The organism is Streptomyces sp. V4I2 (assembly GCF_030817655.1).
GTDB classification, from domain to species: Bacteria; Actinomycetota; Actinomycetes; order Streptomycetales; family Streptomycetaceae; genus Streptomyces; species Streptomyces plumbiresistens.
Genome location: NZ_JAUSZM010000003.1, coordinates 8,166,094 through 8,191,726, shown reverse-complemented (window position 1 = coordinate 8,191,726; position 25,633 = coordinate 8,166,094). Strand labels below are relative to the sequence as shown.

General features: G+C 71.8%; 23 protein-coding genes and 1 pseudogene. 16 read left to right on the top strand and 8 right to left on the bottom strand.

Annotation, left to right across the window (positions count from 1 at the left end):
- Window positions 1–25: 25 nt before the first annotated feature.
- Window positions 26–1,306 (bottom strand): ROK family transcriptional regulator, encoded by a 1,281-nt coding sequence (locus QFZ76_RS38445; protein ID WP_307677987.1) that lies wholly within the window; start codon window positions 1,304–1,306, stop codon window positions 26–28.
- A gap of 172 nt (window positions 1,307–1,478) precedes the next feature.
- On the opposite strand from QFZ76_RS38445, the gene QFZ76_RS38440 reads away from it, so the two are divergent.
- The 5 genes from QFZ76_RS38440 to QFZ76_RS38420 are packed head-to-tail and all read left to right on the top strand — an operon-like array spanning window position 1,479 to window position 7,702.
- The gene (locus QFZ76_RS38440; protein WP_307677986.1) at window positions 1,479–3,236 is read left to right on the top strand and encodes a peptide ABC transporter substrate-binding protein; all 1,758 of its coding nucleotides are present in this window, start codon (window positions 1,479–1,481) and stop codon (window positions 3,234–3,236) included.
- 5 nt (window positions 3,237–3,241) lie between these two features.
- Complete coding sequence (locus QFZ76_RS38435) at window positions 3,242–4,210, top strand: ABC transporter permease (protein ID WP_307677985.1); 969 nt, start codon at window positions 3,242–3,244, stop codon at window positions 4,208–4,210.
- A gap of 44 nt (window positions 4,211–4,254) precedes the next feature.
- A complete protein-coding gene (locus QFZ76_RS38430) occupies window positions 4,255–5,124 on the top strand; it encodes an ABC transporter permease (RefSeq protein WP_373464557.1) in 870 nt (289 codons plus the stop codon).
- Window positions 5,121–6,782, top strand: a complete 1,662-nt coding sequence (locus QFZ76_RS38425) for an ABC transporter ATP-binding protein (protein ID WP_307677984.1) — start codon at window positions 5,121–5,123, stop codon at window positions 6,780–6,782. Before QFZ76_RS38430 ends, QFZ76_RS38425 begins: the two co-directional genes overlap by 4 nt.
- 5 nt (window positions 6,783–6,787) lie before the next feature.
- Window positions 6,788–7,702 carry an ROK family protein gene (locus tag QFZ76_RS38420; RefSeq protein ID WP_307680249.1) on the top strand — a complete coding sequence of 305 codons (915 nt, stop codon included), beginning with the start codon at window positions 6,788–6,790 and terminating at the stop codon, window positions 7,700–7,702.
- Window positions 7,703–8,107: 405 nt separating this feature from the next.
- Here the strand turns inward: QFZ76_RS38420 and QFZ76_RS38415 are convergent, their stop codons facing one another.
- The 3 genes from QFZ76_RS38415 to QFZ76_RS38405 form a co-directional block, all read right to left on the bottom strand.
- Complete coding sequence (locus tag QFZ76_RS38415; RefSeq protein WP_307677983.1) at window positions 8,108–8,698, bottom strand: TetR/AcrR family transcriptional regulator; 591 nt, start codon at window positions 8,696–8,698, stop codon at window positions 8,108–8,110.
- A 52-nt stretch (window positions 8,699–8,750) separates the two neighbouring features.
- Complete coding sequence (locus QFZ76_RS38410) at window positions 8,751–9,779, bottom strand: hypothetical protein (protein WP_307677982.1); 1,029 nt, start codon at window positions 9,777–9,779, stop codon at window positions 8,751–8,753.
- 404 nt (window positions 9,780–10,183) lie between these two features.
- On the bottom strand, window positions 10,184–10,999 hold the full coding sequence (locus tag QFZ76_RS38405) for an oxidoreductase (RefSeq protein ID WP_307677981.1): 816 nt from the start codon (window positions 10,997–10,999) through the stop codon (window positions 10,184–10,186).
- Window positions 11,000–11,029: 30 nt separating this feature from the next.
- Here QFZ76_RS38405 and QFZ76_RS38400 point away from each other — a divergent pair, with 30 nt between their 5' ends.
- Together QFZ76_RS38400 and QFZ76_RS38395 are read left to right on the top strand one after the other, a co-directional pair.
- Window positions 11,030–11,542, top strand: coding sequence for an aldehyde dehydrogenase (locus QFZ76_RS38400; protein WP_307677980.1), 513 nt, complete (start codon window positions 11,030–11,032; stop codon window positions 11,540–11,542).
- Window positions 11,539–12,438, top strand: coding sequence for an aldehyde dehydrogenase (locus QFZ76_RS38395; RefSeq protein ID WP_307677979.1), 900 nt, complete (start codon window positions 11,539–11,541; stop codon window positions 12,436–12,438). The genes QFZ76_RS38400 and QFZ76_RS38395 overlap by 4 nt, the downstream gene beginning before the upstream one ends.
- Before the next feature lie 52 nt (window positions 12,439–12,490).
- Here the strand turns inward: QFZ76_RS38395 and QFZ76_RS38390 are convergent.
- Window positions 12,491–12,763 (bottom strand): annotated as a pseudogene (locus tag QFZ76_RS38390) (histidine kinase dimerization/phosphoacceptor domain-containing protein); the annotation flags it as partial.
- Window positions 12,764–12,971: 208 nt separating this feature from the next.
- Here QFZ76_RS38390 and QFZ76_RS38385 point away from each other — a divergent pair.
- Complete coding sequence (locus QFZ76_RS38385; RefSeq protein ID WP_307677978.1) at window positions 12,972–13,187, top strand: hypothetical protein; 216 nt, start codon at window positions 12,972–12,974, stop codon at window positions 13,185–13,187.
- On the opposite strand, the gene QFZ76_RS38380 is transcribed toward QFZ76_RS38385, so the two are convergent.
- The 3 genes from QFZ76_RS38380 to pdxA all read right to left on the bottom strand — a co-directional run bounded on the left by QFZ76_RS38380 (window position 13,179) and on the right by pdxA (window position 17,088).
- Window positions 13,179–13,859: an SDR family NAD(P)-dependent oxidoreductase gene (locus tag QFZ76_RS38380; protein WP_307677977.1), complete on the bottom strand. Its 681-nt coding sequence runs from the start codon at window positions 13,857–13,859 to the stop codon at window positions 13,179–13,181. The genes QFZ76_RS38385 and QFZ76_RS38380 overlap by 9 nt on opposite strands.
- 51 nt (window positions 13,860–13,910) lie before the next feature.
- Entirely contained in the window at window positions 13,911–14,723 is an 813-nt protein-coding gene (locus QFZ76_RS38375; RefSeq protein ID WP_307677976.1) for a DeoR/GlpR family DNA-binding transcription regulator, read from the bottom strand.
- Window positions 14,724–14,793: 70 nt separating this feature from the next.
- On the bottom strand, window positions 14,794–17,088 hold the full coding sequence (pdxA, locus tag QFZ76_RS38370; RefSeq protein WP_307677975.1) for a 4-hydroxythreonine-4-phosphate dehydrogenase PdxA: 2,295 nt from the start codon (window positions 17,086–17,088) through the stop codon (window positions 14,794–14,796).
- A gap of 220 nt (window positions 17,089–17,308) precedes the next feature.
- Here pdxA and QFZ76_RS38365 point away from each other — a divergent pair, with 220 nt between their 5' ends.
- The 8 genes from QFZ76_RS38365 (at window position 17,309) to QFZ76_RS38330 (ending at window position 25,570) form a co-directional block, all read left to right on the top strand.
- Entirely contained in the window at window positions 17,309–18,883 is a 1,575-nt protein-coding gene (locus QFZ76_RS38365; RefSeq protein WP_307677974.1) for an ABC transporter substrate-binding protein, read from the top strand.
- Window positions 18,884–18,886: 3 nt separating this feature from the next.
- Window positions 18,887–19,816: an ABC transporter permease gene (locus QFZ76_RS38360; protein WP_307677973.1), complete on the top strand. Its 930-nt coding sequence runs from the start codon at window positions 18,887–18,889 to the stop codon at window positions 19,814–19,816.
- A 2-nt stretch (window positions 19,817–19,818) separates the two neighbouring features.
- Complete coding sequence (locus QFZ76_RS38355; protein ID WP_307677972.1) at window positions 19,819–20,742, top strand: ABC transporter permease; 924 nt, start codon at window positions 19,819–19,821, stop codon at window positions 20,740–20,742.
- A 3-nt stretch (window positions 20,743–20,745) separates the two neighbouring features.
- Window positions 20,746–21,630 (top strand): ABC transporter ATP-binding protein, encoded by an 885-nt coding sequence (locus QFZ76_RS38350; RefSeq protein WP_307677971.1) that lies wholly within the window; start codon window positions 20,746–20,748, stop codon window positions 21,628–21,630.
- On the top strand, window positions 21,627–22,538 hold the full coding sequence (locus tag QFZ76_RS38345; protein WP_307677970.1) for an ABC transporter ATP-binding protein: 912 nt from the start codon (window positions 21,627–21,629) through the stop codon (window positions 22,536–22,538). Before QFZ76_RS38350 ends, QFZ76_RS38345 begins: the two co-directional genes overlap by 4 nt.
- Window positions 22,535–23,524 (top strand): aldo/keto reductase, encoded by a 990-nt coding sequence (locus tag QFZ76_RS38340; RefSeq protein WP_307677969.1) that lies wholly within the window; start codon window positions 22,535–22,537, stop codon window positions 23,522–23,524. The genes QFZ76_RS38345 and QFZ76_RS38340 overlap by 4 nt, the downstream gene beginning before the upstream one ends.
- A gap of 85 nt (window positions 23,525–23,609) precedes the next feature.
- Window positions 23,610–24,392, top strand: coding sequence for an HpcH/HpaI aldolase/citrate lyase family protein (locus QFZ76_RS38335; RefSeq protein WP_307677968.1), 783 nt, complete (start codon window positions 23,610–23,612; stop codon window positions 24,390–24,392).
- Window positions 24,389–25,570, top strand: a complete 1,182-nt coding sequence (locus tag QFZ76_RS38330; RefSeq protein ID WP_307677967.1) for an exo-alpha-sialidase — start codon at window positions 24,389–24,391, stop codon at window positions 25,568–25,570. Before QFZ76_RS38335 ends, QFZ76_RS38330 begins: the two co-directional genes overlap by 4 nt.
- Window positions 25,571–25,633 lie beyond the last annotated feature (63 nt).

The following is a 25,633-nucleotide window of genomic DNA, read 5'->3' as shown; positions in this document are numbered from 1 at the left end:
GGGTGCTCCAGACGTCGGTGGAAGGTCAAGGGTGACGGTCTCCGGCCCGGGTGTGGTTGCCGGGAGATGAGGAGTGGTTGCCACCAGGTGAAAGGTGGGCGGTGCCGGCCGGGGAGAGGTGCGCGCCGGTGACCGCCTCCAGCGCCTGCGCCAGCGCCCGCTGCAGCGCGAACTGCCCCGCGCCGACCAGCCCGGCGTCGGCGCCGAGGCTGGCCCGCTCGATGACCAGGTGCTCGGTGACGAGGGGATGGCAGCCCTCGTAGAGCTGGCTGCGCACGGCGGCGACGAAGGGCTCCAGGGTGGAGAGGATGCCGCCGAGGTACACGGCGTCGGGATTGAAGAACTGGACGTTCGCGGCGAGCACCATGCCGAGGTAGCGGCCGGCCTGGCGGACCGCGCGGGTCGCCTCGGGGTCGGCGTCGCGGGAGAGCCGTACGACGTCCTCGGTGGACGTCACGTCGAGGCCGCGCTCGCGCAGGATGCGTACCAGGGCGGCACCGGAGGCGACGGTCTCCAGGCAGCCGGTGTTGCCGCAGGAGCAGGGCGTGTCCTGGGCGGCCTCGACCCGGACGTGGGTGATCTCGCCGGCGGCGCCGGAGCCGCCCCGGTAGAGGCGGCCGTCGGCGATGACGCCGGCACCGATCGCCGTGCCGGACTTCACCATGATCGACTGGCGGCGCTCGGCGGGCTGCACGGTGTGCTCGCCGACGGCCATGCAGTTGGCGTCGTTCTCGACGGCCGCCGGGACACCGAAGCGGTCCTCCAGCCAGTCCCGTACGGGGAAGCGGTTCCAGCCGGGCATCCGGGACGGCAGGGTGACCACGCCGGAGTCGACGTCCACCGGTCCCGGCAGGGAGAGGCCGACGCCGCGCAGCAGGCCCCGGCCGTGCCGGTCGGCGAGGCCTTCGAGGGTGTCGGTCAGTCCGGGCAGCGCCGCCTCGGGCCCGTCGGCCGTCGCGAACGGCACGGTGGAGACGTCGGTGAGGCCGCCGCCGGGGTGGACGACGCCCACGTGGGCGTGCATACCGCCGAGTTCGGCCGCCACGGCGTATCCGTCGCTGCCGCCGAGCCGCAGTACCTTGCGCGGGCGTCCGCCGGTCGAGGACAGCGTGCCCACCTCGGCGACCAGGCCGTGGGTCATCAACTGGCCCACCGCGAAGGAGACCGTCGACGGTGCGGCGCCGAGCAGCGCGGCGAGTTCGGTGCGCGTGGTCGCCTGCCCGGAGGCGAGGAGTTCGAGGACGCGCTCGGTCAGTGAGGAGGCCCCCACCACGCCTTTTCGGCGCGGCGCGCTTTTTTCAGTCATGGACGAAGTTACTCCCGTCATCGGCCACCGAGGGCCGAGCGTAGGACAGTTCGCGCCCCTCCCGGGTTTTTCCAGAACAGCAGAAACAGGCTTTTTACAGCGGCACGTCTGTTTCTTCCAACACAGGGGCCGTTCACTGGCTGCACCCCGCTTCTGGTCCCTGAGGAGAGTCATGTCCCCTGCTCGCACGAGGCTCGTCGCCGGTGCCGCCGCCCTGATGGCGGGCACACTGCTGCTCGCCGGCTGCTCCGGGACGAGCGACGCGTCGTCCGCGTCGAAGGACTCCATCAACTACGCGCTGCCCGCGAACTTCACGCCGAACTGGATTCTGCCGATCGGCACGGCGGCCCACCTGAACACCAACAACAAGTCCATCGCGGACTCCCTGTGGGAGCCGCTCGTCGCGTACGACGGCTCGACCGGCAAGATCGCCTGGAACAAGGCCGGTTCGGTCGCCACGGCCGCCGACTTCGCCGCCGACGGCAAGAGCGTCCGCATCACCCTCGGCGACCGGCACTGGAGCGACGGGAAGCCGATCACCTCCCGGGACGTCCAGTTCTGGTTCGACCTCATCAAGGCGAACAAGGCCCAGTGGGCGGGTTACAACCCGGGCAAGGCCCCGGACAACTGGACGTCCTTCAAGACCGAGGACGCCCGTCACTTCACGATCACCTTCGACCGGTCCTACAACCCCCAGTGGATGCTGGCGAACGAGCTGAACCAGATCACGCCGCTGCCGCAGCACGTCTGGGACAAGGGCGGCGACGCCAAGCAGGTGTGGACGTTCCTCAACGACGCGGCGAAGAACATCGCCGGTTACGAGAAGAACGCCCTCTGGCAGACCATCAGCGGCCCCTACGCGGTCAAGTCCTTCTCCACCGCCGGCAAGGTGGTGCTCACCGCCAACAAGAAGTACGACGGCGGCGAGAAGCCGGCCATCCCGACCGTGAACCTGCTGCCGTTCACCACGGCGGACGCCGAGAAGAACGCGCTGCGTTCCGGCAGCGTCGACTACGGCTACATCGAGGCGACCGACCTCGACCAGAAGGACAGCTTCACCGCGCAGGGCTACACCGTGAAGCCGTGGTCGGGCTGGGCCATCACCTACATGCCGTACAACTTCAACAACCCGGCGATGGGCGCGGTGTTCAAGCAGCTCTACGCCCGGCAGGCGGTCCAGCGGTCGATCGACCAGACCACCTTGGCGAAGGTCGTCTTCAACGGCACGGCGGTGCCCGGCTACGGGCCCATCCCGCAGGGGCAGGCGTCGGACTTCCTGTCGTCCGTGCAGAAGAGCGATCCGTATCCGTTCTCGACCTCGGCGGCGCGGCAGCTGCTGACCGACCACGGCTGGACCGAGCAGGGCGGGGTGATGACCTGCACCAGCCCCGGCAGCGGCGCGTCCCAGTGCGGTGAAGGCGTTGCCGGGGGCACGAAGTTCGCGATGCAGGTGCTCTCGCAGTCCGGATCGACCGTCACCGACAACATGATGAGCGCGATCCAGTCCTCGCTCGCGAAGACCGGCATCAAGTTCGCCATCAAGACCGCGCCAGTCAACTCGGTGCTGTCGCAGACCCCGCAGTGCACCTCCGGCCAGTCGATCTGCACATGGCAGCTGTCCTTCTTCGGTACGGCGGGCAGCTGGTACTTCAACGCCTTCCCGACCGGCGACTCGCTGTTCCAGACCAAGGGCGGCTCCAACTTCGGCAACTACTCCAACCCCGAGGTCGACAAGCTCATCTCCGCGTCCACGACGTCGAGTTCGAACGAGGCGATCCAGGGCTACAGCGCGGCCCTCGCGAAGGACCTGCCGGTGATCTGGCTGCCGGAGCCCGTCTACCAGGTCTCGGTCGTCAGGAACGGTCTCGGCGGCTTCTCCCAGGACTCGCTCGCCAACTTCCACCCCGCGCAGTGGAAGTGGACCAGCTGAAGCCCATGGACACGACCGACACGCTCCTGTACCTCACCCGGCGGGTCCTCCAGGCCCTGGCCGTGATCCTGATCGTCACGATCGTGGTCTTCTGTCTGCTGCACGCGCTGCCCGGGGGTCCCGCGCGCGGGATCCTCGGCCCGCAGGCGACGGGCGAGCAGATCGCCGCGTTCAACCACGAACAGGGCCTGGACCGCCCGCTGCCCGTCCAGTACGTCTACTACCTGAACACGCTGCTGCACGGCGACCTCGGCACCTCGTACACGCTCAACGAGGCGGTCTTGCGGCTCATCGAGCAACGCCTGCCGAAGACCCTGGTGCTGACCGTGCTGTCCGCGCTGGTCGGGCTGCTGCTGGCGGTCCCGCTCGGCATGTGGCAGGCGGTGCGCCGCAACAAGCCGGCCGACTACGTCATCACCACGCTGAGCTTCGTGGCGTACTCGACGCCCGTGTACTTCCTGGGCCTGATCCTGGTGCTGCTCTTCACCCAGACGCTGCGCTGGTTCCCCTCCCAGGCACCCCAAGGGGACACCCTGGCCCAGGTGTTCGCGGATCCGGCGGCGCTCGTGCTGCCGGTCGTCACGGGGGCCGCGTCCATGATCGCCGTGTTCAGCCGGTACATGCGGGCCGCGACGCTGGAGAACCTCTCCGAGGACTACGTCCGCACGGCACGGGCCGGGGGCTCACGGCAGGGCGCGATCCTCTTCAGGCACGTCTTCCGCAACTCCCTCACCCCCGTGATCGCGATGCTCGGCTACTACGTGCCCGTGCTGTTCGGCGGTGCGCTCGTTGTCGAGCAGCTCTTCAACTACCCCGGCATGGGGCTGCTGTTCTGGTCCGCCGCACAGTCCTCCGACTATCCGGTGCTGCTCGGGTGCGTGCTGGTCATCTCCGTGGCGACGGTTGTGGGCACGTTGGTTGCGGATGTCGTGCAGCGGGTTGTCGATCCGCGGGTGAAGGGGGGTCGGGCGTGAGTGCCGCGCAAGGAGGTCGTTTTCGAAGTGCGGGGCGGTGGGGGCTGGTCGCGCCCCGCGGCGGAGCCGCAAATCGACGCCGTCCCGCGCCCCTCATTGCTCGCTTCGCGCGCAACAAGTTGGCAGTCGCCGGAGTTCTGGTCGTTGCCCTCTTCCTGTTTTTCTGTTTCGTGGGCCCGCTCCTCTACTCCACCGACCAGACCCACACCGACCTCACCCAGGTCAACCTCCCGCCCAGCGGGACCCATTGGCTCGGCACCGATGCCGTGGGGCACGACGAGCTCGGGCGGCTCATGTACGGGGGGAAGATCTCGCTCCTCGTCGGGCTGGCCGCCGGGCTGCTCGCGACCGTCATCGGGACGCTGTGGGGTGCGGTCGCGGGATACGCGGGCGGCTGGGTGGACGCGGTGATGATGCGGGTGGTGGACGCCGGGATCGCGATCCCCGCGCTGTTCATCCTGCTGGTCGTCTCCGCGATCACCTCGCCGGGCCCGCTCGGGCTGATCGTGATCCTCGGCCTGGTGTCGTGGCTGGTGCCCTCCCGGCTGGTGCGGGCGGAGACGCTGACGCTCAAGAACCGGGACTACGTGCTGACCCTGCGCGCGACCGGCGGCACGCACGGGCGGGCGATCGTCCGGCACATCCTGCCGAACTCGGTGTCGACGATCGTGGTCGCGGCCACCTTCCAGGTCGCCGACGCGATCCTGCTCGTCGCGTACGTGTCGTATCTGGGCCTGGGCGTACAGCCGCCGTCGACGGACTGGGGCGGCATGCTGTCGGCCGGTCTGACGGCGGCGTACTCCGGGCGCTGGTGGCTGATCGTGCCGCCGGGCCTCGCGATCATCCTCGTCGTGTGCGCGTTCAACGCCATCGGCGACGGACTGCGGGACGCCTTCGACGTGAGGGGCCGATGATGAAGGGGCTGAAGGGGCTGAACATCCTGGAGATGGCGGACCTCGGGGTCACGTTCACGACGGACACGGGTGACGTGCCCGCCGTACGGGACGTGTCCCTGCACGTCCGGCCCGGCGAGACGCTGGCGCTGGTCGGCGAGTCCGGGTCCGGCAAGTCCACCGTGGCGCTCGCCGCGCTGGGGCTGCTGCCGGGCAACGCGCGGGCGTCGGGGCGGGTGACGGTCGACGGTACGGACGTGGTGGCGGCCGGCGAGGCGGAGCTGGCCCGGCTGCGCGGCCGGACCGCGTCGATGGTGTTCCAGGAGCCGGCCACCGCGCTGGATCCGCTGACCCGGATCGGCAGACAGATAGCGGAAGTCGTACGCAATCACCGTCCCGTCTCCCGCGCGGAGGCCGCCCGTGAGGCGGTCGAGCTGCTGCGCAGGGTCGGTATTCCCGAGCCGGAGCGGCGGGCGTCCGCGTTCCCGTTCCAGCTGTCGGGCGGGCAGCGGCAGCGGGTCGTCATCGCCATGGCGATCGCCAACTCGCCGGGCCTGCTGATCGCGGACGAGCCGACGACCGCGCTCGACGTCACCGTGCAGGCCGAGATCCTGGACCTGCTGCGGGAGTTGGCGGTCGACTCGGGCACCGGCGTGCTGCTGGTCACGCACAACATGGGTGTGGTCGCCGACTTCGCCGACCGGGTGGCCGTGATGCTGCGGGGCGAGGTCGTGGAGACGGGGCCGGTGGAGGAGGTGCTGCTGCGGCCGACGCACGAGTACACGCGGCGGCTGCTGGCGGCCGTGCCGCGCCTGATGCTCAGCGGCGAGGGCCCGCCCCCGTCAGGGCCCCCCGAGGAACCCGCGGTGGTCCGACTCCGCGATGTCTCCGTGCGGTTCGGGCGGGGCCGAGGAGCTGTACGGGCCCTTGAGGGGGTGTCGCTCGATGTCCATCCCGGCGAGACCGTCGGGCTGGTGGGCGAGTCCGGGTCCGGCAAGTCGACGGCGGCCCGGGCGGCGCTGGGGCTGGTGGTGCCGGACGACGGCTCGGTGTCCCTCTTCGGCACCGACCTGAACAGGGCCCGGGGCCGCGCGCGACGGGCCCTGCTGGCTGGGGTCGGTCTGGTGCTCCAGGATCCGGTGGCCTCGCTGGACGCGCGGATGAGCGTGGCCGAGTGTGTCGCCGAGCCGCTGCGGATGCACCGGCGGGGCATGTCGGCGGCCGAGCGGCGGGAGCGGATCGCGGAGGTCCTCGAACTGGTGCGGCTGCCGAGGGAGTTGGCGGGGCGGGGGCCGCGTGAGCTGTCCGGCGGCCAGCGGCAGCGGGTGAGTCTCGCCCGGGCGCTGGTACTGCGGCCGCGACTGCTGGTGGCGGACGAGCCGACGAGCGCGCTCGACGTGAGCGTGCAGCGGACGGTCCTGGAGGTGATCGCCGAGTTGCAGCGGGAGCTGGGCTTCGCCTGCCTGTTCGTGTCGCACGACCTGGCTGTGGTGCAGGAGTTCGCACAGCGGGTCGTCGTCATGCGGGCCGGCCGGATCGAGGAGCAGGGGCCGACCATGACCACGCTGCTGCGTCCGGAGACGGAGTACACGCGCCGGCTCATCGCCGCGGTGCCGGTGCCGGACCCGGTGGAGCAACGGCGGCGGCGTACGGCGGACCGGACGGGGGCCACCGCGTGACGTGCATGGTCGCGGGTGTCGACATCGGCGGCACCACGACCCAGGTGGCCCTGTGCGGCGAGGACTTGAACGTCCTCGACCGCCTGGAGGTGCCCACGCCGGCGGCCGCGGGCGGGGCCGCGATGGTCGGGGCCGCGCTGGACGGCGTACGACTGCTGCTCGGCCGTACGCCCGGACGGCTGCTCGGCGTCGGGGTCGGCGCGGCGGGGGTCGTGGACGCGCGGGCCGGGCGGATCCTCGTGGCGAGCGACTCCTTCCGGGACTGGGCCGGGTTCGCGGTGACGGCGGCCGTCGAGGAGGCGCTGGGTGTGCCCGCGTTCCTGGACAACGACGTCAACGCGTTCCTGCGCGGCGAGGCGGCGGCCGGTGCGGTCGCGGGCGAACCGCACGTCCTCGGGATGACACTGGGCACCGGGGTGGGCGGGGCGCTGTGGCTGGACGGGGCGCTGTACGACGGCCCGCACGGGGCCGCCGGGGAGATCGGGCACGTCCCCGGCTTCGGCGACCTGCCGTGCACGTGCGGCGGCCGGGGGCACCTGGAGACCCTGGCGTCCGGCCGCTCGATCGCCGCGCGCTACGGCGAGCGCACCGGGCGGAACGTCACCGCCCGCGCGGTCGCCGAGGCGGCCGTCGGGGGCGACCCGGACGCCCTCGCCGTGTACGAGGGCGCGGGTGCCGCCGTGGCGCGGGCGATCCTGGTCACCGCGGGCCTGCTGGACGTCACCACCTTCGTGATCGGCGGGGGCGTCACCGGGGCGTGGGCGTTCGTCGAGCCGGCCGTCGAGCGGACACTCACCGCCGAACCCCCGGTCAGCGGTCACCCGGTGCGGGTCCTGCCCGCGCTGCTCGGCGGGGACGCGGTGGCGATCGGGGCGGCGGCGCGGGCACTGACGGAGCTCCGCCGAGCCGGTCCCGCGTAGCTGCGGGCAGTCGTCGGCGTCCCGCAGTGGCTCGACGGCCTGAGGGCCGTCCACGGGCGGTTCCTGCCCCACTCGAGCGCGGCACCCCGCAGCGCCGCGGGGGTGGCCGCGGCCCTTCCCACCGGTTCAGAAACGGGCGTTGTGGCGGTGGCGGTATCACCGGCAAGGAGGCGTTGAAGGTGTGGTCCGCCCAGATGCGGCGGGTGGTGTCGGCCGGGTAGGGCGTGCCGCGGGACTCGGTGTCGATGAGCTGGATGAGGCGCTGTTCGGTGTCGTACTTGGGCCGGCCGGGGGTGGCGGTGGTGGCGGAGCCGCCCACGCGTGATGATCCGCTGCCGTCGACGATGTGCGCCAACGGCCGTGGGCTGCATCCGGTCGGTGCAGGTCACGGCGTTGGCGGCACCATCAGTTGTGCTGCTCGGCGTCCAGCAGTGCGAGGGCGTTGCGGATGCCCTGTTCGAGGAGTTCGTCGGCGAGTTGCCGGTCGGTCAGGGCGCGGGAGAGTTGCAGGGTCCCGGCCATCATGCCGAGGAGGCTGAGTGACTTCACACGTGCCGAGGGTGGATCGAGGGGGGCCAGGCGGGCGGCGAAGTCGTCGATGAGGACCAGTGCGCCGTCGGTGTAGGCCTGCCTGGTGGGGTCCGTGGCGCGTGCGATCTCGTCGAGCAGGGCGGCGTTGGGGCAGCCGTCCTCGATGGTGTCGCGCTGCTCGGGGGAGAAGTACCAGCGGATGATCTGTTCGAGTCCGGCACGGCCGGGTGCCGCCTGCGCGACGATGTTCGCGTGCTGTGCGCGCATCTGGTCGGCGACCGCGGTGGCGACGAGCTGGTCCTTGGAGGCGAAGTAGGCGTAGAAGGTGCCGTTGGTCAGGCCCGCGTCCTTCATGAGCGTCGCGACTCCGGAGCCGTCGATGCCGTTGCGCTTGAGCCGGCGGCCGGCCGTCGCGATGATCCGCTGCCTTGTCTCCTGCTTGTGTTCTTTCGTGTACCGGGACATGTGTTCCTCCATGACAGCCGGGGCGTGCGCCCCGGCTGCCGTGCTGGTCGGGTCAGTGTGCCGCGCCTGCGAGGAGAGCAGCGAAGTTGATCGTCCCGATCTGCAGTTTCGGGTCGTGGGGTTCGGGGACCCCGCCGTCGGTGATGTACAACTTGTCGCCGCTGACCGCGGTCGCGGAGGGCGAGGCGAGACCGTCCGCGCTGGTCAGAACGGCCTTGTAGGTGCCGTTCGGGTAGATCACCACGACCCTGTCCGGGCCGTTCTGCGAGGAGGAGCCGTTCTGCGCCGCGAACACCACATCGGACCAGGGGGTCAGGAAGCTGAGATCGTCGATGTTGGGCAGGCCGCCCGCGACGAGGCGGATGGGACCGGCCGCGCCGGTGGTGGTGACCGGTACCCGCAGCAGGGTTCCCTTGTTGAAGTTGCTGACCCACAGAGCGCCGTTGTGGAACCTGAGCCCGTTGGCGCCGATCGGCAGGGCTTCGGTCGGCACCGGTGCGAGAGCGGCGTCGGTCAGCCACGGGGTCGCCGATCCGCCCGAGACCGGAACGGACCAGATGGTGCCCTTGAGGCTGTCGGCGATGTAGAGGGTGCGGCCGGCCGCATCGATGGCCAGCCCGTTGGGGCCCGAGTCGGCCGGCAGCGCGGCGATGCGCTCGGGGGTACCGTCCGCAAGCAGCTTGTAGACGCCGTTCCTGGCCGCGTTGCCCGGGGCCCACACGCTGTAGTAGACGGTGCCGTCACTGCCACGGGTGTTGCCGCTGATCGCCTCGCCCACCTGCCCGGTGACCAGCACGGTGCGCTCCCCGGACGGGGAGATACGCATCAGCTGCGGACCGTGGGTGCGCTCGCACACCGCGCAACTGCCGAGCAGGGACAGGGTCACCGAGCCGTCGGGGTTGACGGTGATGTTCTCGGGGATCTCGCCGGCGGCGTAGTCGAACGTCGCCTCGGTCCGTACGTCGGTGACAATGGATCCGCCCCGGTACGAGTGTCCCGTTCCTGCGGACGCGGACGGCGCCGACACCAGGACGGCCGCCGCCGCGGTGACCGCCACCGCGATTGCGACGTTCCTCTTCACGAAACGCCGTGCGCTCGATGCACTGCGCCGGGCCGTTTGCTGAACTTGCTGCTGCATGACTCTCCTTGGCAAATCAACGAGTGACCGATCAATGGACTTTCGGCGACATCAGCGATGTCGGGTAAATCAGAGACATCGGAGACATCGGCGAAATCGGGGTGGAATCGGCGCCCTTGAAGCCGGACCGGGATGCCAGGCGGACAGGCGGTTGTCCTTGCGGATCTGCCTGTCGAATCGCTCCGGCGGTGACGAGGCGGCGCACGGTGGTGACGAGTGAGGTCAGCGGGCCAGCGGGCCTGCGGGCCCGCGGTGTAGCGTCGTCGCCGTCCTTCACCGCACCCGCGATCACCTCGTCGAAGACGCGCCGTCGCTTTCGGACGGGTTCATGCAGCGAAAGGTGAGCGTCAGTTCGGCATCCGGTTGAACCTGCGGACGATGCGGTCGAAGATCCGGGCCGGAAGGACGCGGTGGAACACGCTGATGCTTGCGGCCGTCCTGCCGGCGGTGCGCCGAAGTTTCGGGTTCTTGTCGGTGGCCGCCGCGACGATGACCTTGGCCACGGTGGCGGGATCGTCGCCGCCGCTGGTGTTCTTCGCCAGCACCTCGTCGAAGGTGCGCCGTCCCGAGGCGTAGAGCGGCAAGGGGGTGTCGCCCTGGACGCTGTGGTCCCCGAACGGGGTGTTGATCGGGCCGGGCTCGACGAGCAGGATCCGCACGCCGTGCTCGCGGACCTCGTGATCCAGCGACCCGGAGTAGCCCTCGACCGCGTGCTTGGTCGAGGTGTAGATGGCCATGAACGGGCTGGGGACGAACCCGCTGAGGGAGGAGACGTTGATGACGCGTCCGCGCCGTTGCGTGCGCATGTGCGGCAGAACCGCCTTGGTCATCCGCATGATGCCGTAGACGTTGACGTCGAAGACGTCCTGCGTCCGGGCGACGGAGAACTCCTCGGCGGCGCCGTTGGCGCCGACGCCGGCGTTGTTGACCAGGACGTCGATGCGCCCGAACCGGTCGATCACCTGCTTGACCGCGGAGGCGACCGATTCGTCGCTGGTCACGTCGAGGTCGAGGTAGGAGACCCCGGCGGGCGCGGTGACTCGCGCGGTGTTGCGAGCGGTTCCGATCACCTCGAAGCCCGCCGCGGCGAAGGCGCGGGCCGTCTCCTTGCCGACCCCCGATGATGCGCCTGTCACGAGTGCCACCGGCCGAGTTGCCGCCATCACGGTCTCCCTTGTTTGAATTACGTTCGTATGTCTTACGTTCGTACGACCATACGGGGATCGTCGGTCGATGGCAAGGGGACGGGGCAGCCCCACGCCCAGGTGTCCCTGGCGGGGACCGCGGACGCCGACGCGGCCGTACAGGCCGCCCGCGCCGCCTTGGAGAACCCGGAGTGGGCGGGACTCACCCCGGCCGCCCGCGCCCGGATCCTGTGGCGCATCGGCGACCTCATCGAAGAAAACGGCGAGGAGCTGGCCGCGTTGGAGACGCGTGACCAGGGCCAGCCGCTCGGCGTCTCCATGGCGGTCAGCGTCGCCGCGGCTGCCGAGCACTTCCGCTACTACGCCGGCTGGGTCACCAAGATCTACGGCGAGACGGCTCCACTGTCCATCCCCGGCGTGCTGCAGTACACCAAGCGCGAGCCGGTGGGAGTGTGCGCGCTGATCACTCCGTGGAACTTCCCGCTCATGATCGCGAGTTGGAAGATCGCACCGGCCCTCGCCTGCGGGAACACCGAAAACCCGCGGAACAGACCCCGATGACCACGGTGCGGCTCGTCGAGTTGTGCCGGGCGGCCGGTGTGCCGTCCGGCGTCATCAACCTGCTGACCGGTGGTCCCGAGGCCGGCCGGGCTCTCGTGGAGCACCCCGGCGTGGACAAGGTCTCCTTCACCGGTTCGACCGAGACCGGCAGGGAGATCGTCCGGGCTTCCGCGGGGAATCTCAAGCGTGTCACGCTCGAACTCGGCGGGAAGGCACCCAGCCTCGTACTGCCCGGCGCCGACCTGGACGCGGCCGTGGCGGGCTGTCTCCAGGGCGCGCTCCTCAACAGCGGCCAGGTGTGCGCCGCCTACACCCGGTTCCTCGTCCACCGCTCCCTCGCCGACGAGTTCGCCGAGCGCTGTGCCAAGGCCGTCAGCGGGATGCGACTCGGCGCGGGCAGCGCGCCCGACACCGAGCTCGGCCCCCTGGTCACCGGCGAACACCGTGACCACGTCCACGCGCTGGTGCGCAGCGGGGTCCAGGAAGGCGCCCAGCTCCTCGCCGGCGGGGCCCCCGTCGACGACCTGCCGGGCTTCTTCTACCAGCCGACCGTGTTCACGGGCGTACGGGACGACATGCGCATCGCCCGCGAGGAGATCTTCGGCCCGGTACTGTCCGTCCTGCCGTACGACGACGACGACGAGGACGAGGCCGTCGCCCGCGCCAACGACAGCGAGTACGGCCTGGCGGCGGCCGTATGGACCCGCGACGTGGGCGCGGCGCACCGCGTGGCGGGCTCCATCCGGGCGGGCACGGTGTTCATCAACATGCCCAACCCCGTGGACGCCTCCGCCCCCTGGGGCGGGTTCAAGGCCTGCGGCTGGGGCCGGGAGATGGGCAGCGGAGCCATCGACGCGTACACGGAGGTCAAGAGCGTGTGGACCTCGCTCGCCTGAGGTCCCCGCCCGGCGCGGACAGGCAGCCCCCGAGGGTTCGGACCACACGATCCGCGGCGACTCCGGCCTGGACGTTGACCAGGGCGATGTGGTGGGCGACCACGTCGTGCAGGTCGCGGGCAATGCGCAGCCGTTCCTCCGCGACCCGGCGGCGGGCCTCCTCCTCGCGGGTGCGCTCGGCCCGTTCGGCGCGCTCCCTTATGGCGTGGACGAAGGCGCGGCGGCTGCGGACGGCGTCGCCCGCGGTGGCGCCGATGCCGGTCCAGGCGAAGATCGCGAGGTTCTCCTGGGCGTACCACGGAAGCGGCCCGGCAAGCATGGAGGCGCTGAAGATGATGCGCGGCCTGTCCGCCCGGACGCCCGGGACCTGACTGAGTCCTCCCTGCTGGGCGAGGGTGGCGGCGACCATGGATGGCCGGGAACCCGCGTGTCTCCAGATCCAGGTGCGCCCCCGCCGACCGTGGCCGAGTGCCGGGGCGCGCCGGGACTCGGGCGGCACCCGAACGTCGTGTCGTCTCACGAGGCGAGTGCGCATGAGCCGGCTTTCCGGACAGCAGGTCCGGCTACGGCGCAGCAGCCAGGCCGGAGCGAGTTGGGCCGGGGTGGCGTTGTGCTCCCTGACAGCTGCCTCCAAGGGGGCCGCCGGGCTTGGCGAGTCGACTGCCGGTGGCAGCCAGGCGGTTCAGCAGGTCGGCGGCGACGTTCCGGTCGCCCAGCAGCAACTTGGCGGCACGCAGATGTCAGAGTGAGGCGCCGGCGCACTGGACGAGTTGCTGCCCGGTGATCGCTCCGCCGTCCGGGCCGAGGAGGAACGCGGTCAGGCCGGCGACCTCGTCGGGGGAGACGAACCGGCCCAGGGGCGGGTGCGCCGGGGGCGTGCGGGCGCGGCCGGGGTCGGACAGCATCGGCGTGTCGGTCGGGCCGGGGGCGATCACGTTGACGGTGATGCCACGGACGGCCAGTTCCGCCGCCCAGGAGCGGGCGAGCGCGGGCAGGGCGGCCTTGGTCGCGGCGTACTGGCTCTTGCCGGGTACGCCGGTGGCGGTGCGGCTGCCGACGAGGACCACGCGGGCCCCGTCGGGCAGCCGGTCGGCGAGTGTGTCGACGAGAATCGTGGCGGCGTGGACGTGTACCCGCCACATCAACTCGCCGTCGTCGGCGGACAGTTCGCCCAGCGGTGCCGAGCGCTGGAGCCCGGCGGCGTGCACGATGGCGTCCGGGGCGGGTACGCCGTCGAGGACCCGGACCAGCGCGGTGGGCTCGGCCAGATCCGCCGGGAGCCAGGTCAGCCCCGGCGCGGGTACCGGACGGCGGCGGCTGATCCCGGTGACCTGCCATCCCTCCCGCAGTAGGCGGCCACTGATCGCCTCGCCGATTCCCGAGCTGACTCCGGTGACCAGGGCGTGCCGTGTCTCAGTCATGGCACACCCGCCCGGCCCGCCTGCCGGCGTGCTCGACGCTGTTCGTCGAGGTCATGAGGGCGACGTCCGGTGCTCCTGCTCGGTGGACGGCGCCACCTCGGTCAGTACGACCTCGACGCCCCGCCCGCGCAACTCGGCCACGATCGACGGGTCGGCGCCGTCGTCGGTGACGAGGGTCCAGTCGGCCGGGAGCTTCGCCCAGGCGTGGAAGGGGCGGCGGCCGAGCTTCGCCGCGTGCGCGAGGACGTACACATGGTCGGCGCGGCGGGCCATCAGTTCCTTCAGCCGCGTCTGGCGCAGGTCGGCCTCGCAGATGCCGTGCTCGGGCGAGATGCCGTCGGTGCCGAGGAAGACCCGGTCGAAGGTCATCCGTTCCAGTGCGGCCTCGGTCAGCGGACCGACGAAGCCCTGGCTCAGCGGCCGCAGAGTGCCGCCGAGACACTCGACGTGCACCGTCTCGACATCGGAGAGTTCCTGAAGAGCCGTCAGCCCCGTGGTCGCGACCGTCAGTTCCTTCGCCGAGCGCAGTTCGTGGGCGAGGGCGCCCACAGTCGATCCGGCGTCCAGCAGCACCGTCTCACCGGCGCGCACCTCGGCGGCGGCACGGCGTGCGATGGCGCGCTTCTCCTCGAACGCCTCGCCCGTACGCTGCCGGAGCGACGCCTCGGGATGGGCGGTCAGCGCCATGGCGCCGCCGTAGGTGCGGGCCAGCCGGCCGTCGGCGGTCAGCTTGGCGAGGTCGCGGCGGATCGTGGAGGGCGTGACACCGAAGCGTCGCGACAACTCCTCCACGCTGGTGAGGCCGGTCGTCGTGGCCACGTACAGGATCCGTTCGCGCCGGGCCTTGGATCCGAGGGGAGGCATTTGTCGTGGAGTCCTTCTCTGCGCGGACTGCGGACTGCGGGCGGCGGACTGCGGACTGCTGGCGGCGGTCTCAGCGGACCGCTGCGGACGACATCTCGGCTGCCTGGCGCACGGCCTCGACCATGCTACCGGCCTCGGCCACGCCCTTGCCCGCGATGTCGAAGGCCGTTCCGTGGTCCACCGAGGTGCGGATGACGGGCAGTCCCACGGTCAGGTTGACGCCCGCCTCGATGCCCAGCACCTTCACCGGGCCGTGCCCCTGGTCGTGGTACATCGCGACGATCAGGTCGTAGTCGCCGCGCCCGGCGAGGAAGAAGGCCGTGTCGGCCGGGAGGGGGCCGCGGGCGTCGATGCCGTCCGCGCGCAGCACGTCGAGGGCGGGGACGATCTTCTCCTCCTCCTCGCCGTAGCCGAACAGTCCGTTCTCACCCGCGTGCGGGTTGATGCCGCAGACGCCGATCACCGGCTTCGCGACGCCGGCCCGCACCATCGCGTCGTGACCGCGGCGCACCGTGCGCTCGACCAGGCCCGGCTCGATGCGCCGTACGGCGTCGATCAGGCCGATGTGGGTGGTGACGTGAATGACCTTCACCCGGGGTGTCGACAGCATCATCGACACCTCGTCCACGCCGGTGAGGTGGGCCAGCAACTCGGTGTGGCCCGGGTAGAGATGCCCGGCCGAGTGCAGGGCCTCCTTGTTGAGCGGCGCTGTGCAGATGCCGTGCACGGCGCCCTTCAACGCGAGGTCCGCGGCCACCCGTACGTACTGGTAGGCGGCCTCGCCGGCGAGGGCGGACAGTTCGCCCCAGGGCAGGTCGGCGGGGAGCAGGTCCAGGTCCACGACGTTGACGCGGCCAGGTGGGAACTCGGCCTCCGCCGGGGCGGTCACGGAGACGATGTCGCAGTCGACGCCCAGGATCGCGGCGGCCTGCCGCAGCCGTTCGGCATCACCGATGACGACGGGACGGCAGCGGGCGAGGGTGTCCGGGTGCAGCAGCGCCGGGACGATCACCTCGGGGCCGATGCCCGCGCCGTCTCCCATGGTCACCGCGATGAGCGGCAGCGAACGGTGGTGGTCAGCGGTCGGGATCGCGTTCACCGGGAGGTCTCCTTGCGGTGGGAGGTGGGGGAGGTCCGGCCGGAGCGCCGTGGCGATCCGCAGCAGGGAATCGGTGTCGCCGAAGCTGCCGGGCCGGGTGACGACATGGCGTCCGTCGGGCGTGAGTGCGTGGACGGCGCCGTGGTGGATCTGGCCGAGCGGCGCCAGGTGCGCGACGCCGAGCGCGTCGAGGACGCGGCGAGCGGTCTCGCCACCCGTCAGGACGAGGTCGGCGTCCCCCGCGCGGTCGGCGGCGAGGCGAGCGAGTGCGGACACCAGACGGCGGGCTGAACCGGGCCGGATGCCCGGGCCGCTGTCGATGCTGAGGACGGTGACATCGTCCGACATGCCCTCCATGACGCCGGAGTCCAGGACGTCCGCGTTCACGGATACATGGCGCGCGCCGCGCTCCGTAAGTTGCGCGATCTGCGCAGGCACGGAGGGATCGGCGGTTCCGACGACGACCAGGAGAGGCCGATGCCGGCGTCCCCCGGCCGGCGCCGGAGCCGCTTGTCCCTCCTTGGTCGCGGCCGACGTCCCGTCGGTGCGCCTCAGCAGGCGGCCGACCGCCGCGGCGAGGCCGCTCGTGCCGGTCAGGCGGACGCCGGGCCCGCAGGCGAGCGCCGCCTCGGCGATCAGGTCCAGGTCCGAGTCCGTCTCGGCGTCGCACACCGGAAGGTGTCCGGCGCTGATCGCCGCGCGCAGCATGGCGGCCAGCGCGTCGCCCCGTACCGCCTCCAGCGGGACGAGCGTCGTACGGGCGTCCCCGAGCGCGGCGGAGATCGACGGCGGGGGCGCGGTGCTCTCCGCCCGCCAGGCGTCCGTGGTGTGCAGGGGGACGCCGTCGAGATGGACGACACCGCCGCGGACCGTGCGGCCGAGGGCGGGCAGTGCGGTGGCGACGACGACGCCCGCCGTGACTTCGGCACAGGCGGCCGTCTCGGCGGCGAGGTTGCCCCGCAGCAGCGAGTCGGCCTTCTTCAGCACCAGAACGTCCGAGGGCACGGCTCGCAGTGCCTCGCGTACGCGCCGGGCCGCGTCGGCCGCGGGCAGGGACCGGCAGTCGAGGTCGACGACGACGGCCTCGCCGTACGCGTGCGGATCCAAGGACGCCGGACCGAGCACGATCCGGCCCGGCCCGCCGAGCGCCACCGCGGTCTCCGCCGCCCCGGACAGGTCGTCGGCGAGGGCGAGGACGCGTCGCGCCACCCGCTCGTCTCGGCTGAAGGCGGGGGCGGGGGCAGGGGCAGGGGAGGGGAAGGGCACATCATCCTCCTGGGCCGATGGTCGAAGTGAGACACGCGGGGCGGCCTCGGCGCTCGATGATGGCACATCCTGCGCGATGCGCGCGAGACCTCTTGCGTGATCCGCGCAACCGTGGAACGGTTTCCGGCGCGACAGAAACCGACGGCAACCGACGGCGTCCTGCGGGACCGGCGGCCGTCCCGAGCCGGTCGCCGCACGAAGAAACCCCGAGAGGTCGACGATGACCCGAACTCCTCCGAGTGAGACGCCCAGCCGTCGCACCCTGCTGCGCTGGGGCGCCGCGGGCGGCGCCGGTCTCGCTCTCTCCCCGCTGGCCGCCTGTGCCGGACCCACCGGCGCCCCCGGCCCCGGCACCCTCACGCTCGGGCTGAACCGCTCGCTGGTCAGCCTGGACAACAAGCTCAACCAGTTCGACGCCGCGGTGACCGTGCAGCGGGCCGTGCGTCAGGCCCTCACGGCCATCGGTCCGGACATGCGACTCACCCGGGTCCTCGCCGACCGGTTCGAGATGACCGCGCCGACCACCTGGAGCGTCCGCCTGCGCGACGGGATCCGCTACTCCGACGGCCGGCCCGTGACCGTCGACGACGTGGCCACCGCGGTGCGGCTGTACGGAGAGGTCGCCGGCTCGTTCATCCTCGGCCTGTTCCCCGAACTCCCCGAGGTCGAGGCGACGGGCGAACGCACCTTCCTGCTCCACACCCGCGAACCGGTGCCCATCCTGGACCGGCTGATGGCCAACATCCTCATCACCCCGGCGAAGGACAACCGGCCCGAGGAACTCCGCTCCGGCGTCGGCACCGGCCCCTACCAGGTGGCCGGCGCCAACAGCGGCGCGGGCGAGTACACCCTGGCCCGCGTTCCGGACTACTGGGGCGGGCGGCCGCCCGTCGAACAGGTCCGGGTCCGCTTCGTACCGGAGGAGTCGAGCCGGGTCGTCGCCCTGCGCAGCGGCGAACTGGACGTCATCGACACCATCACCCCCGACTCCGCCGAACAGCTCACCGGGCTGCCCGGCGTGCACCTGGAGCAGACGGCCGGGGTGCGGATCTGCCAGCTCTTCTACAACTTCCGCAAGCCGCGCGGGCATCCGCTGGCCGACGCCCGGGTGCGCCGGGCGCTGACGTACGCCATCGACGGCGAGTCCCTCGTCCGGGACGTGCTCACCGACTCGGCCGAGCAGGCCCGGGGAGTCGTCCCGCTCAGTCTCCAGGGCGCCGAACGCACCGGCAGCTACACCTACGACCCGTCACGCGCGCGGCAGTTGCTCAGGTCCCTGGGCGCCGACGGGCTGCGGATCAAAATCATCTGGGAGTCGGGCGAGTTCGCCGCGGACGCCTCCGTGATGGAGGCCGTCGCGGAGATGCTGAAGGACGTCGGTGTGCGCGCCGCCCTGCAGCAGTTCGAGCCCGGCGGCGACATCCTCAAGTGGCGCCAGGGCAAGGGAGGCGACTGGGACGTCATCGGCAACGGCTTCCCCGGCACCACCGGCCAGGCCACCACCATGCTGCAGGCAATGTACGCGGGCACGGCCGAGGACGAGCGCACCGGTGACGCGTTCATGGGCTACGTCATCCCCGCCATCGCCCGACAGCTGTCCGACGCTGCCACCGAGACCGACCCGGCCACCCGTGACCGCAAGCTGGCCGCCGCCCAGCACGCCGTCTGGGACACCTGGCCGGCCATGTGGGCCTTCGTGCCGAAGACCGTGCTCGCCCGCCGCGCCCGCGTCGACGGCGTCCGGCTGCTGCCGATCAACTCCTACGACCTGACCGCCGTACGGCTGGAGGGCTGAGCCGTGACCAAATACCTCGCCCGCCGTCTCGGCCAGAGCCTGCTGACCGTCTTCCTGACCATCTCCACGGTCTTCGTGCTGGTCCGGCTCGCCCCCGGAGACCCCGCCGCCGCATACGCCCCGCCGAGCGCCACCACCGCCGACCTGGAGCGGATCCGCGCCCAGTTCGGCCTCGACAAGCCCCTGGTCACCCAGTACGGGATCTTCCTGCGCGACCTGCTGAACGGCGACCTCGGCACCAGCTACTCCTTCCACGACTCCGCCCTCAGCGTGGTCCTGGACCGCATGCCGTACACGATCACGCTCTCCCTCGCGGCGATCGCCGTCACCGTGGCCGTCGCGGTCCCGCTGGGGGTGTGGATGGCCCGCCATGCCGACACCTCGCGCGAACTCGGCGCCAACGTCCTGACCATCACCGGACAGTCCATGCCGGACTTCTGGACCGGCGTGATGCTGCTGACCGTCTTCGCCGTGCTGCTGCCGGTGCTGCCCGCCTCCGGCTTCACCTCCTGGAGCGGCCTCGTCCTGCCGACCGTCACCATCGCGATCCTCCAACTCGCCCTCGTCTCACGGCTCGTACGCCGCGAGATGACCACGGCACTCGCCTCGCCGTACATCACCGTGGCCCGCTCGCGCGGTGTCTCCGAACGGGCCCTCACCTGGCGGTACGCCCTCGCCAACTCGTCCGTCCCGCTGGTCACCGCCGTCGGCACCCGCTTCGCGGCACTGCTCAACGGCGTCGTGCTGGTCGAGGTCGTCTTCGGCTGGCCCGGCGTCGGTTCCCTCGTCGTCCGCGCCCTGGAGACCCGCGACTACCCGCTCATCCAGGCAACCGTCCTGGTCACGGCGACCCTCGCCATCCTCGTCCAGCTCCTCGTCGACCTCGCCTACCCGCTCCTAGACCCGCGGGTCCGACTCGGAAAGGCGGCCTGACCATGTCCGCCACGCTCACACCGTCCGCCAGTAGCGCCCGGTCCAGCGCCGTCACCGCCCGGCACCTGGCCCGCGCCACCGCCACCAGGCAGCGGCGCAGCGCCCGCTTCAAGCTGTGGGCGGGCGCCCTGTGCACCGCGCTGGTCGCCCTGCCGGTGGCCCTCGCGAGCCTGCTGCCGCTGCCGGACCCGGACGCCCAGAACCTCGCGGGGCGCCGGGTGCCGCCGCTCACCGACGGGCACCTGTTCGGCACCGACCAGCTCGGACGCGATCTGCTCTCCCGCATCCTGCACGGCGGCCAGGTGTCGCTGACCGTGGGCATCCTCGCCGTCGTCGTCTCCGGGCTCATCGGGATCGCCGCGGGCTCGGCGGCCGGCTACTTCGGGGGCTGGATCGACACCGTCGTCAGCCGGCTCCTCGAAGCCCAGATGGCGCTGCCCCTGCTGATGATGCTGCTGCTCGTCGTCGCCCTCTTCGGCCCGTCGGTCACCGTCATCACCTGCGTGATCGCGATCGCCCAGTGGCCGGAAGTGGCCCGGCTGACCCGCTCCCTGGTCCTGGTCGAACGCGAGAAACCCTATGTGGCGGCCGCCCGTCTGCTCGGTATGCGCAGCTGGTCGGTCCTGGGACGGCACGTCATCCCCAACGTCCTGCGCCCCGCGAGCCTGGTGGTCCTGCTGCTGCTCGCCCAGGCCGTGCTCCTGGAGAGCGCCCTCAGCTTCCTGGGCGCCGGACCCCAGCGGCCGTTCGCCACCTGGGGCCGCATCATCTCCGACGGCCAGGACTACATCACGACCTCCTGGTGGCTGGTCACGCTCCCCGGCCTGGTCATCGCCCTCCTCGTGGTCGGCGTCAACCTCATGGGCGACGGCCTGCGGGACCGCATCCGTACCACCAAGACGACCAAGCCCGCGAAGGGAGCCTGAGCCATGACCAGCGACACCGCGCCGGCCTCCGGCGCCCCGCTGCCGGCCTCCGGCTCCCTGCTGGAGGTCGAGGACCTGCAGATCGAACTGGTCACCCATCGTGGCGTGGTCCGCGCCGTCGACGGCGTGAGTTTCACCGTCGGACGCGGCGAGACCGTCACGCTCATCGGGGAGTCCGGCTCCGGCAAGTCCACCACGGCGATGGGCGTGCTGCGGCTGTTGCCCGAAGGACTCGCCGTGCTGTCCGGCTCCGCCCGCATCGGCGGCGAGGACGTCGTCACCGACCCCGGGGCGGCCCGGCGGGCGCGCGGCCGTACCGTGTCCCTCATCCCCCAGGATCCGATGACCGCGCTCAGCCCCGTCCACACCGTCGGACGGCAACTCGGCGAAGCCCTCCGGCTGCGTAACCCCGGCCTGTCCCGGGCGGAGGCCCGCGAGCGCGGCACCCACCTGCTGGACCAGGTGCGGATCAGCAGGCCCGAAACGCGCTGGAAGGCGTACCCGCACCAGTTCTCCGGCGGCATGCTCCAGCGCATCCTCATCGCCGTCGCGTTGGCCGCCGAACCGAAGCTGCTGGTCGCCGACGAACCCACCTCCGCCCTGGACGCCACCGTCCAGGCGAGCGTCCTCGACCTGCTGATGGAGCTTCAGGAGCGCACCGGCGTGGGCATGTTGATGATCACGCACGACCTCGGCGTCGCCCGGCTGGTGTCCGACCGCATCCACGTCATGAAGGAGGGCCGGTTCGTCGAGTCGGGGCCCGCCCAGCAGATCGTCGAGCGGCCCGCACACCCGTACACCGGGAAACTGCTCGCGGCCGTCCCTAGCCTCGGGCCCTGGGACGAGGACGGGCTCGACGAGCACAGCGCACGAGGAGCAACCCGATGAGCCCAGCAGCAGTGACACCGGACGCGGCCGAGGTGCCGAGCTTTCTCGCCGTCGAGGACCTCGTCGTCGACTACCCCACGCCGGCCGGCCCTGTGCGCGCCGTCGACCACGTCAGCTTCAGCGTGCCCCGCGGCGGCTCACTCGCCGTCGTCGGCGAGTCGGGCAGCGGCAAGTCGACCATCGCCTGCGCGATCGTACGGCTGCTCAAGCCCGCCTCCGGGCGGATCGTGCTGGACGGCACCGACCTCGCCACGCTGCCCGAGCGGCGCCTGAGGCCGCTCAGGCGCCGCGTCCAGATGGTCTTCCAGGATCCCTACGGATCCCTCGCCCCGCACCTGACCGCCCTGGAGATCGTGGCCGAACCGCTGCGCGTCGCGGGCATGACGGACAAGACCGAACGGCGCCGCCGCGCCACCGGACTGCTCGACCGCGTAGGACTGCCGGCCACGGCACTCGAACGACGGCCCGACGAGTTCTCCGGCGGACAGCGCCAGCGCATCGGCATCGCCCGCGCCCTGGCCTCGGAACCCGACCTGCTGGTGTGCGACGAGGCCACCTCGGCCCTCGACGTGTCCGTGCAGGCCCAGGTCCTCGATCTGCTGCGCGAACTGCGCGAGGAGACCGGCATCACGTACATCGTCATCGCCCACCACCTCGGCGTGGTGCGCGAGATCAGCACCGACGTCGTCGTCCTGAAGGCGGGACGGGTCGTCGAGCGCGGCCGTACCGCCGACGTCCTCGCCGCCCCCGCCGAGCCCTACACCCGCGCGCTGCGCCGCGCCGCCCTCGACCCCACGGCGATACGGGGAGTCAAGCCCCGCACCCGGGCGGCCTCGACCACAGCCGCACCGCAGCCCGCCGAGGGGCACGCCCCCGTTACCACCTCACCGGAAGGAACCGGCAAGTGACCACCGGCATCGACCTGCCGAACGTACCCGTGCCCCTGTCCCGGTTCGTCCTCGGCACCATGACGTTCGGCGACACCGTCGACCGGGCCGGCGCCGCGGACATGCTCGCCACGGCGCTGGAGGCCGGCATCACCGGCGTGGACACCGCGAACGGCTACGCGGGCGGCGAGAGCGAACGCATCCTCGCCGAGCTGCTCCCCGCCCACCGCGACCGGATCGTGCTCGCCACCAAGGCCGGCATGCCGCACCCCGACCAGGCAGGGCACGCCCCGCTGTCCGCCCCCGGCCTGCGGGCCGCCCTGGAAGGCAGCCTCAAGCGACTCGGCACCGACCGCGTCGACCTCTTCTACCTGCACCAGCCCGACCGGGCCACACCCCTCGCCGAGACCCTCGCCACGGTCGCCGAGTTCGTCGCCGAGGGGAAGGTCCTCGCGCTCGGCGTCTCCAACTACGCCGCCTGGCAGATCGCCGAACTGGTGCGCGTCGCCGACGAGGTGGGCGCCCCGCGCCCGGTCGTCGCCCAGCAGCTGCACAACCTGCTCGCCCGCCGGATCGAGGAGGAATACGTCGAGTATGCGGCGTACGCAGCCGTCACCGGTCTGCGCACCATGGTCTACAACCCGCTCGGCGGCGGCCTCCTCACCGGACGGCACAGCTACGAGAAGGCCCCCGAGGCCGGGCGGTTCGCCGACTCCCGGCTCGCGGACATGTACCGGCAGCGCTACTGGGACCCGCGCCTGTTCGACGCGGTCGCCGAACTGACCCGTATCGCCGAGGACTTCGGCGTCCCGCTCGCCGAACTGGCCCTGCGCTGGCTCCTCGACCGGGACTCGACCGACGCCCTGCTGCTCGGCGGTTCCAGGACCGACCACCTGCGCGCCAACCTCGCCGCCGCGCAGGCCGGACCGCTGCCCCCCGACGTGACCGCAGCCTGCGACGAGGTGGGCGCCGGGCTGCGCGGCCCCATGCCCGCCTACAACCGCTGAGCCCGTACGCGACCTACAACCGCTGAGCCCCGCACGCGACTTCGACGCCCCCCCCTCCCCGGCCCCTGCGAAGGAACACCTGCCCATGACCACCCCCGCGGAGTTCACCGCCGCCCTGCGCGCCCGCGAGCAACTGCTCGGCTACTGGTGCCTGATGGACGCGCCCGTCGCCACCGAACGCATCGCCCGCCTCGGTTACGACTACGTCGCCCTGGACGCCCAGCACGGCCTGTTCGGCTACTCCGGCATGCTCAACAACCTCCTCGCGATCGACAGCCGGGGCTCCACGGCCGTCGGCCTGGTCCGGGTGGAGGCGAACGACCCCGCTCCGATCGGCCGCGCCCTCGACGCGGGCGCGACCGGAGTGATCGTGCCGCTGGTCGACACGGCCGCGCAGGCCGCCGAGGCCGTGGCCGCGGTCCGCTACCCGCCCCTCGGCCGGCGCTCCTACGGCCCGATGCGCTCGGCGCTGAGGATCGGTCCCGACCCGGCCGACACGCACGACAGCACGGTCGTCCTCGCCATGATCGAGACGGCCGAAGGACTCGCCGACGTCGAGGCGATCTGCGCGACGCCGGGCCTCGACGGCGTCTACGTGGGCCCCTCCGACCTGCGCATCGCCCTCGGCGGCGCCTCGTCCACGGACCCGGCCCTGGCCGACGCCTTCGAGGCCGCGCTCGGCACCGTACGCGAGGCGGCGGCGGCCGCCGGAATCGCCGCGGGCATCCACAACCCGGACGGGGCGAGCGCCGCCAAGCGCCTCGCCGAGGGCTTCACCTTCGCGACCGTCGCCTGCGACCTGGTGCACCTGGAACAGACCGCCCGCCAGCACCTGGCCGCTGCCCGGACCCCTGGAGAGGCACTGTGACGAACCGACTCCTCGACGGCTTCGACCGCACCGACACCACGCTGCCCGCACCGACCGTGCAGAGCCACGCCGCCAACCTCACCGTGCTGCCCGGCGGGGACCTCGGCTGCGTCTGGTTCGGCGGCACGCAGGAGGGCATGGCGGACATCAGCGTGTGGTTCTCCAGGCTCGCGCCGGGCACCACGACGTGGACGGAGCCCGTCCGCCTCTCGGACGACCCGGCACGCTCCGAGCAGAACCCCGTGCTCTTCCCCATGCCCTCGGGAGCCCTCTGGCTGCTGCACACCGCCCAGCGAGGCGGAGACCAGGACACCGCCGAGGTACGGCTGCGCGTCAGCCACGACCACGGCACGACCTGGGAGGCGACCCGCACCCTGTTCCCCGCGACCCCGGGCGTCGGCGGCGTCTTCGTCCGCCAGCCTCCTGTCGTCCTGCCCACCGGCCGTCTGCTGCTGCCCGTCTTCCGCTGCCGGACCGCTCCCGGCGAGAAGTGGTCGGGCGACCTCGACACCAGCGCCGTCATGATCAGCGACGACGGCGGTGGCACCTGGTCCGAGCAGCCCGTGCCCGGCTCCACGGGCCTGGTCCACATGAACGTCCACCGGCTGCCGGACGGCTCCCTGCTCGCCCTCTACCGCAGCCGGCGCGCCGACGCCGTGCACCGGTCCGTGTCGCTGGACGACGGCGACACCTGGAGCGAGCCGCAGCCGCTGGAGCTGCCGAACAACAACTCCTCGATCCAGTACGTCCCGTTGGCCGACGGCCGCCTGGCGCTCGTCTACAACCACAGCAGCGCCGCCGACGCCACGGCCCGCCGCGTCTCCCTCTACGACGAGATCGACGACACGGGCGGCCTCACCGACGGCAAGGCCCCGGGCGGCTCGGTGACGACGGCGGTACGGCAGACCCCCTCGACCGCGTTCTGGGGTGCCCCGCGTGCCCCGCTCAGCCTCGCCCTCTCGTCCGACGGCGGCCTGACCTGGCCGCTGCGCGCCGACCTCGTGACCGGCGACGGCTACTGCCTCACCAACAACTCCCGCGACGGCCTCAACCGCGAACTGTCGTATCCCTCGGTAGCGCAGACACCGGACGGCGCCCTCCACATCGCCTACACACACCACCGAAAGGTCATCCGCCACATCAGGCTCGCCCCGCAGAGCGCGTCCGCTGGGCGTTGACCGAACCGGTCCTGGTGGCCTGGGCCGGCGCGGGTGCCCTCCGTGTCGGAAGGGCACCCGCGT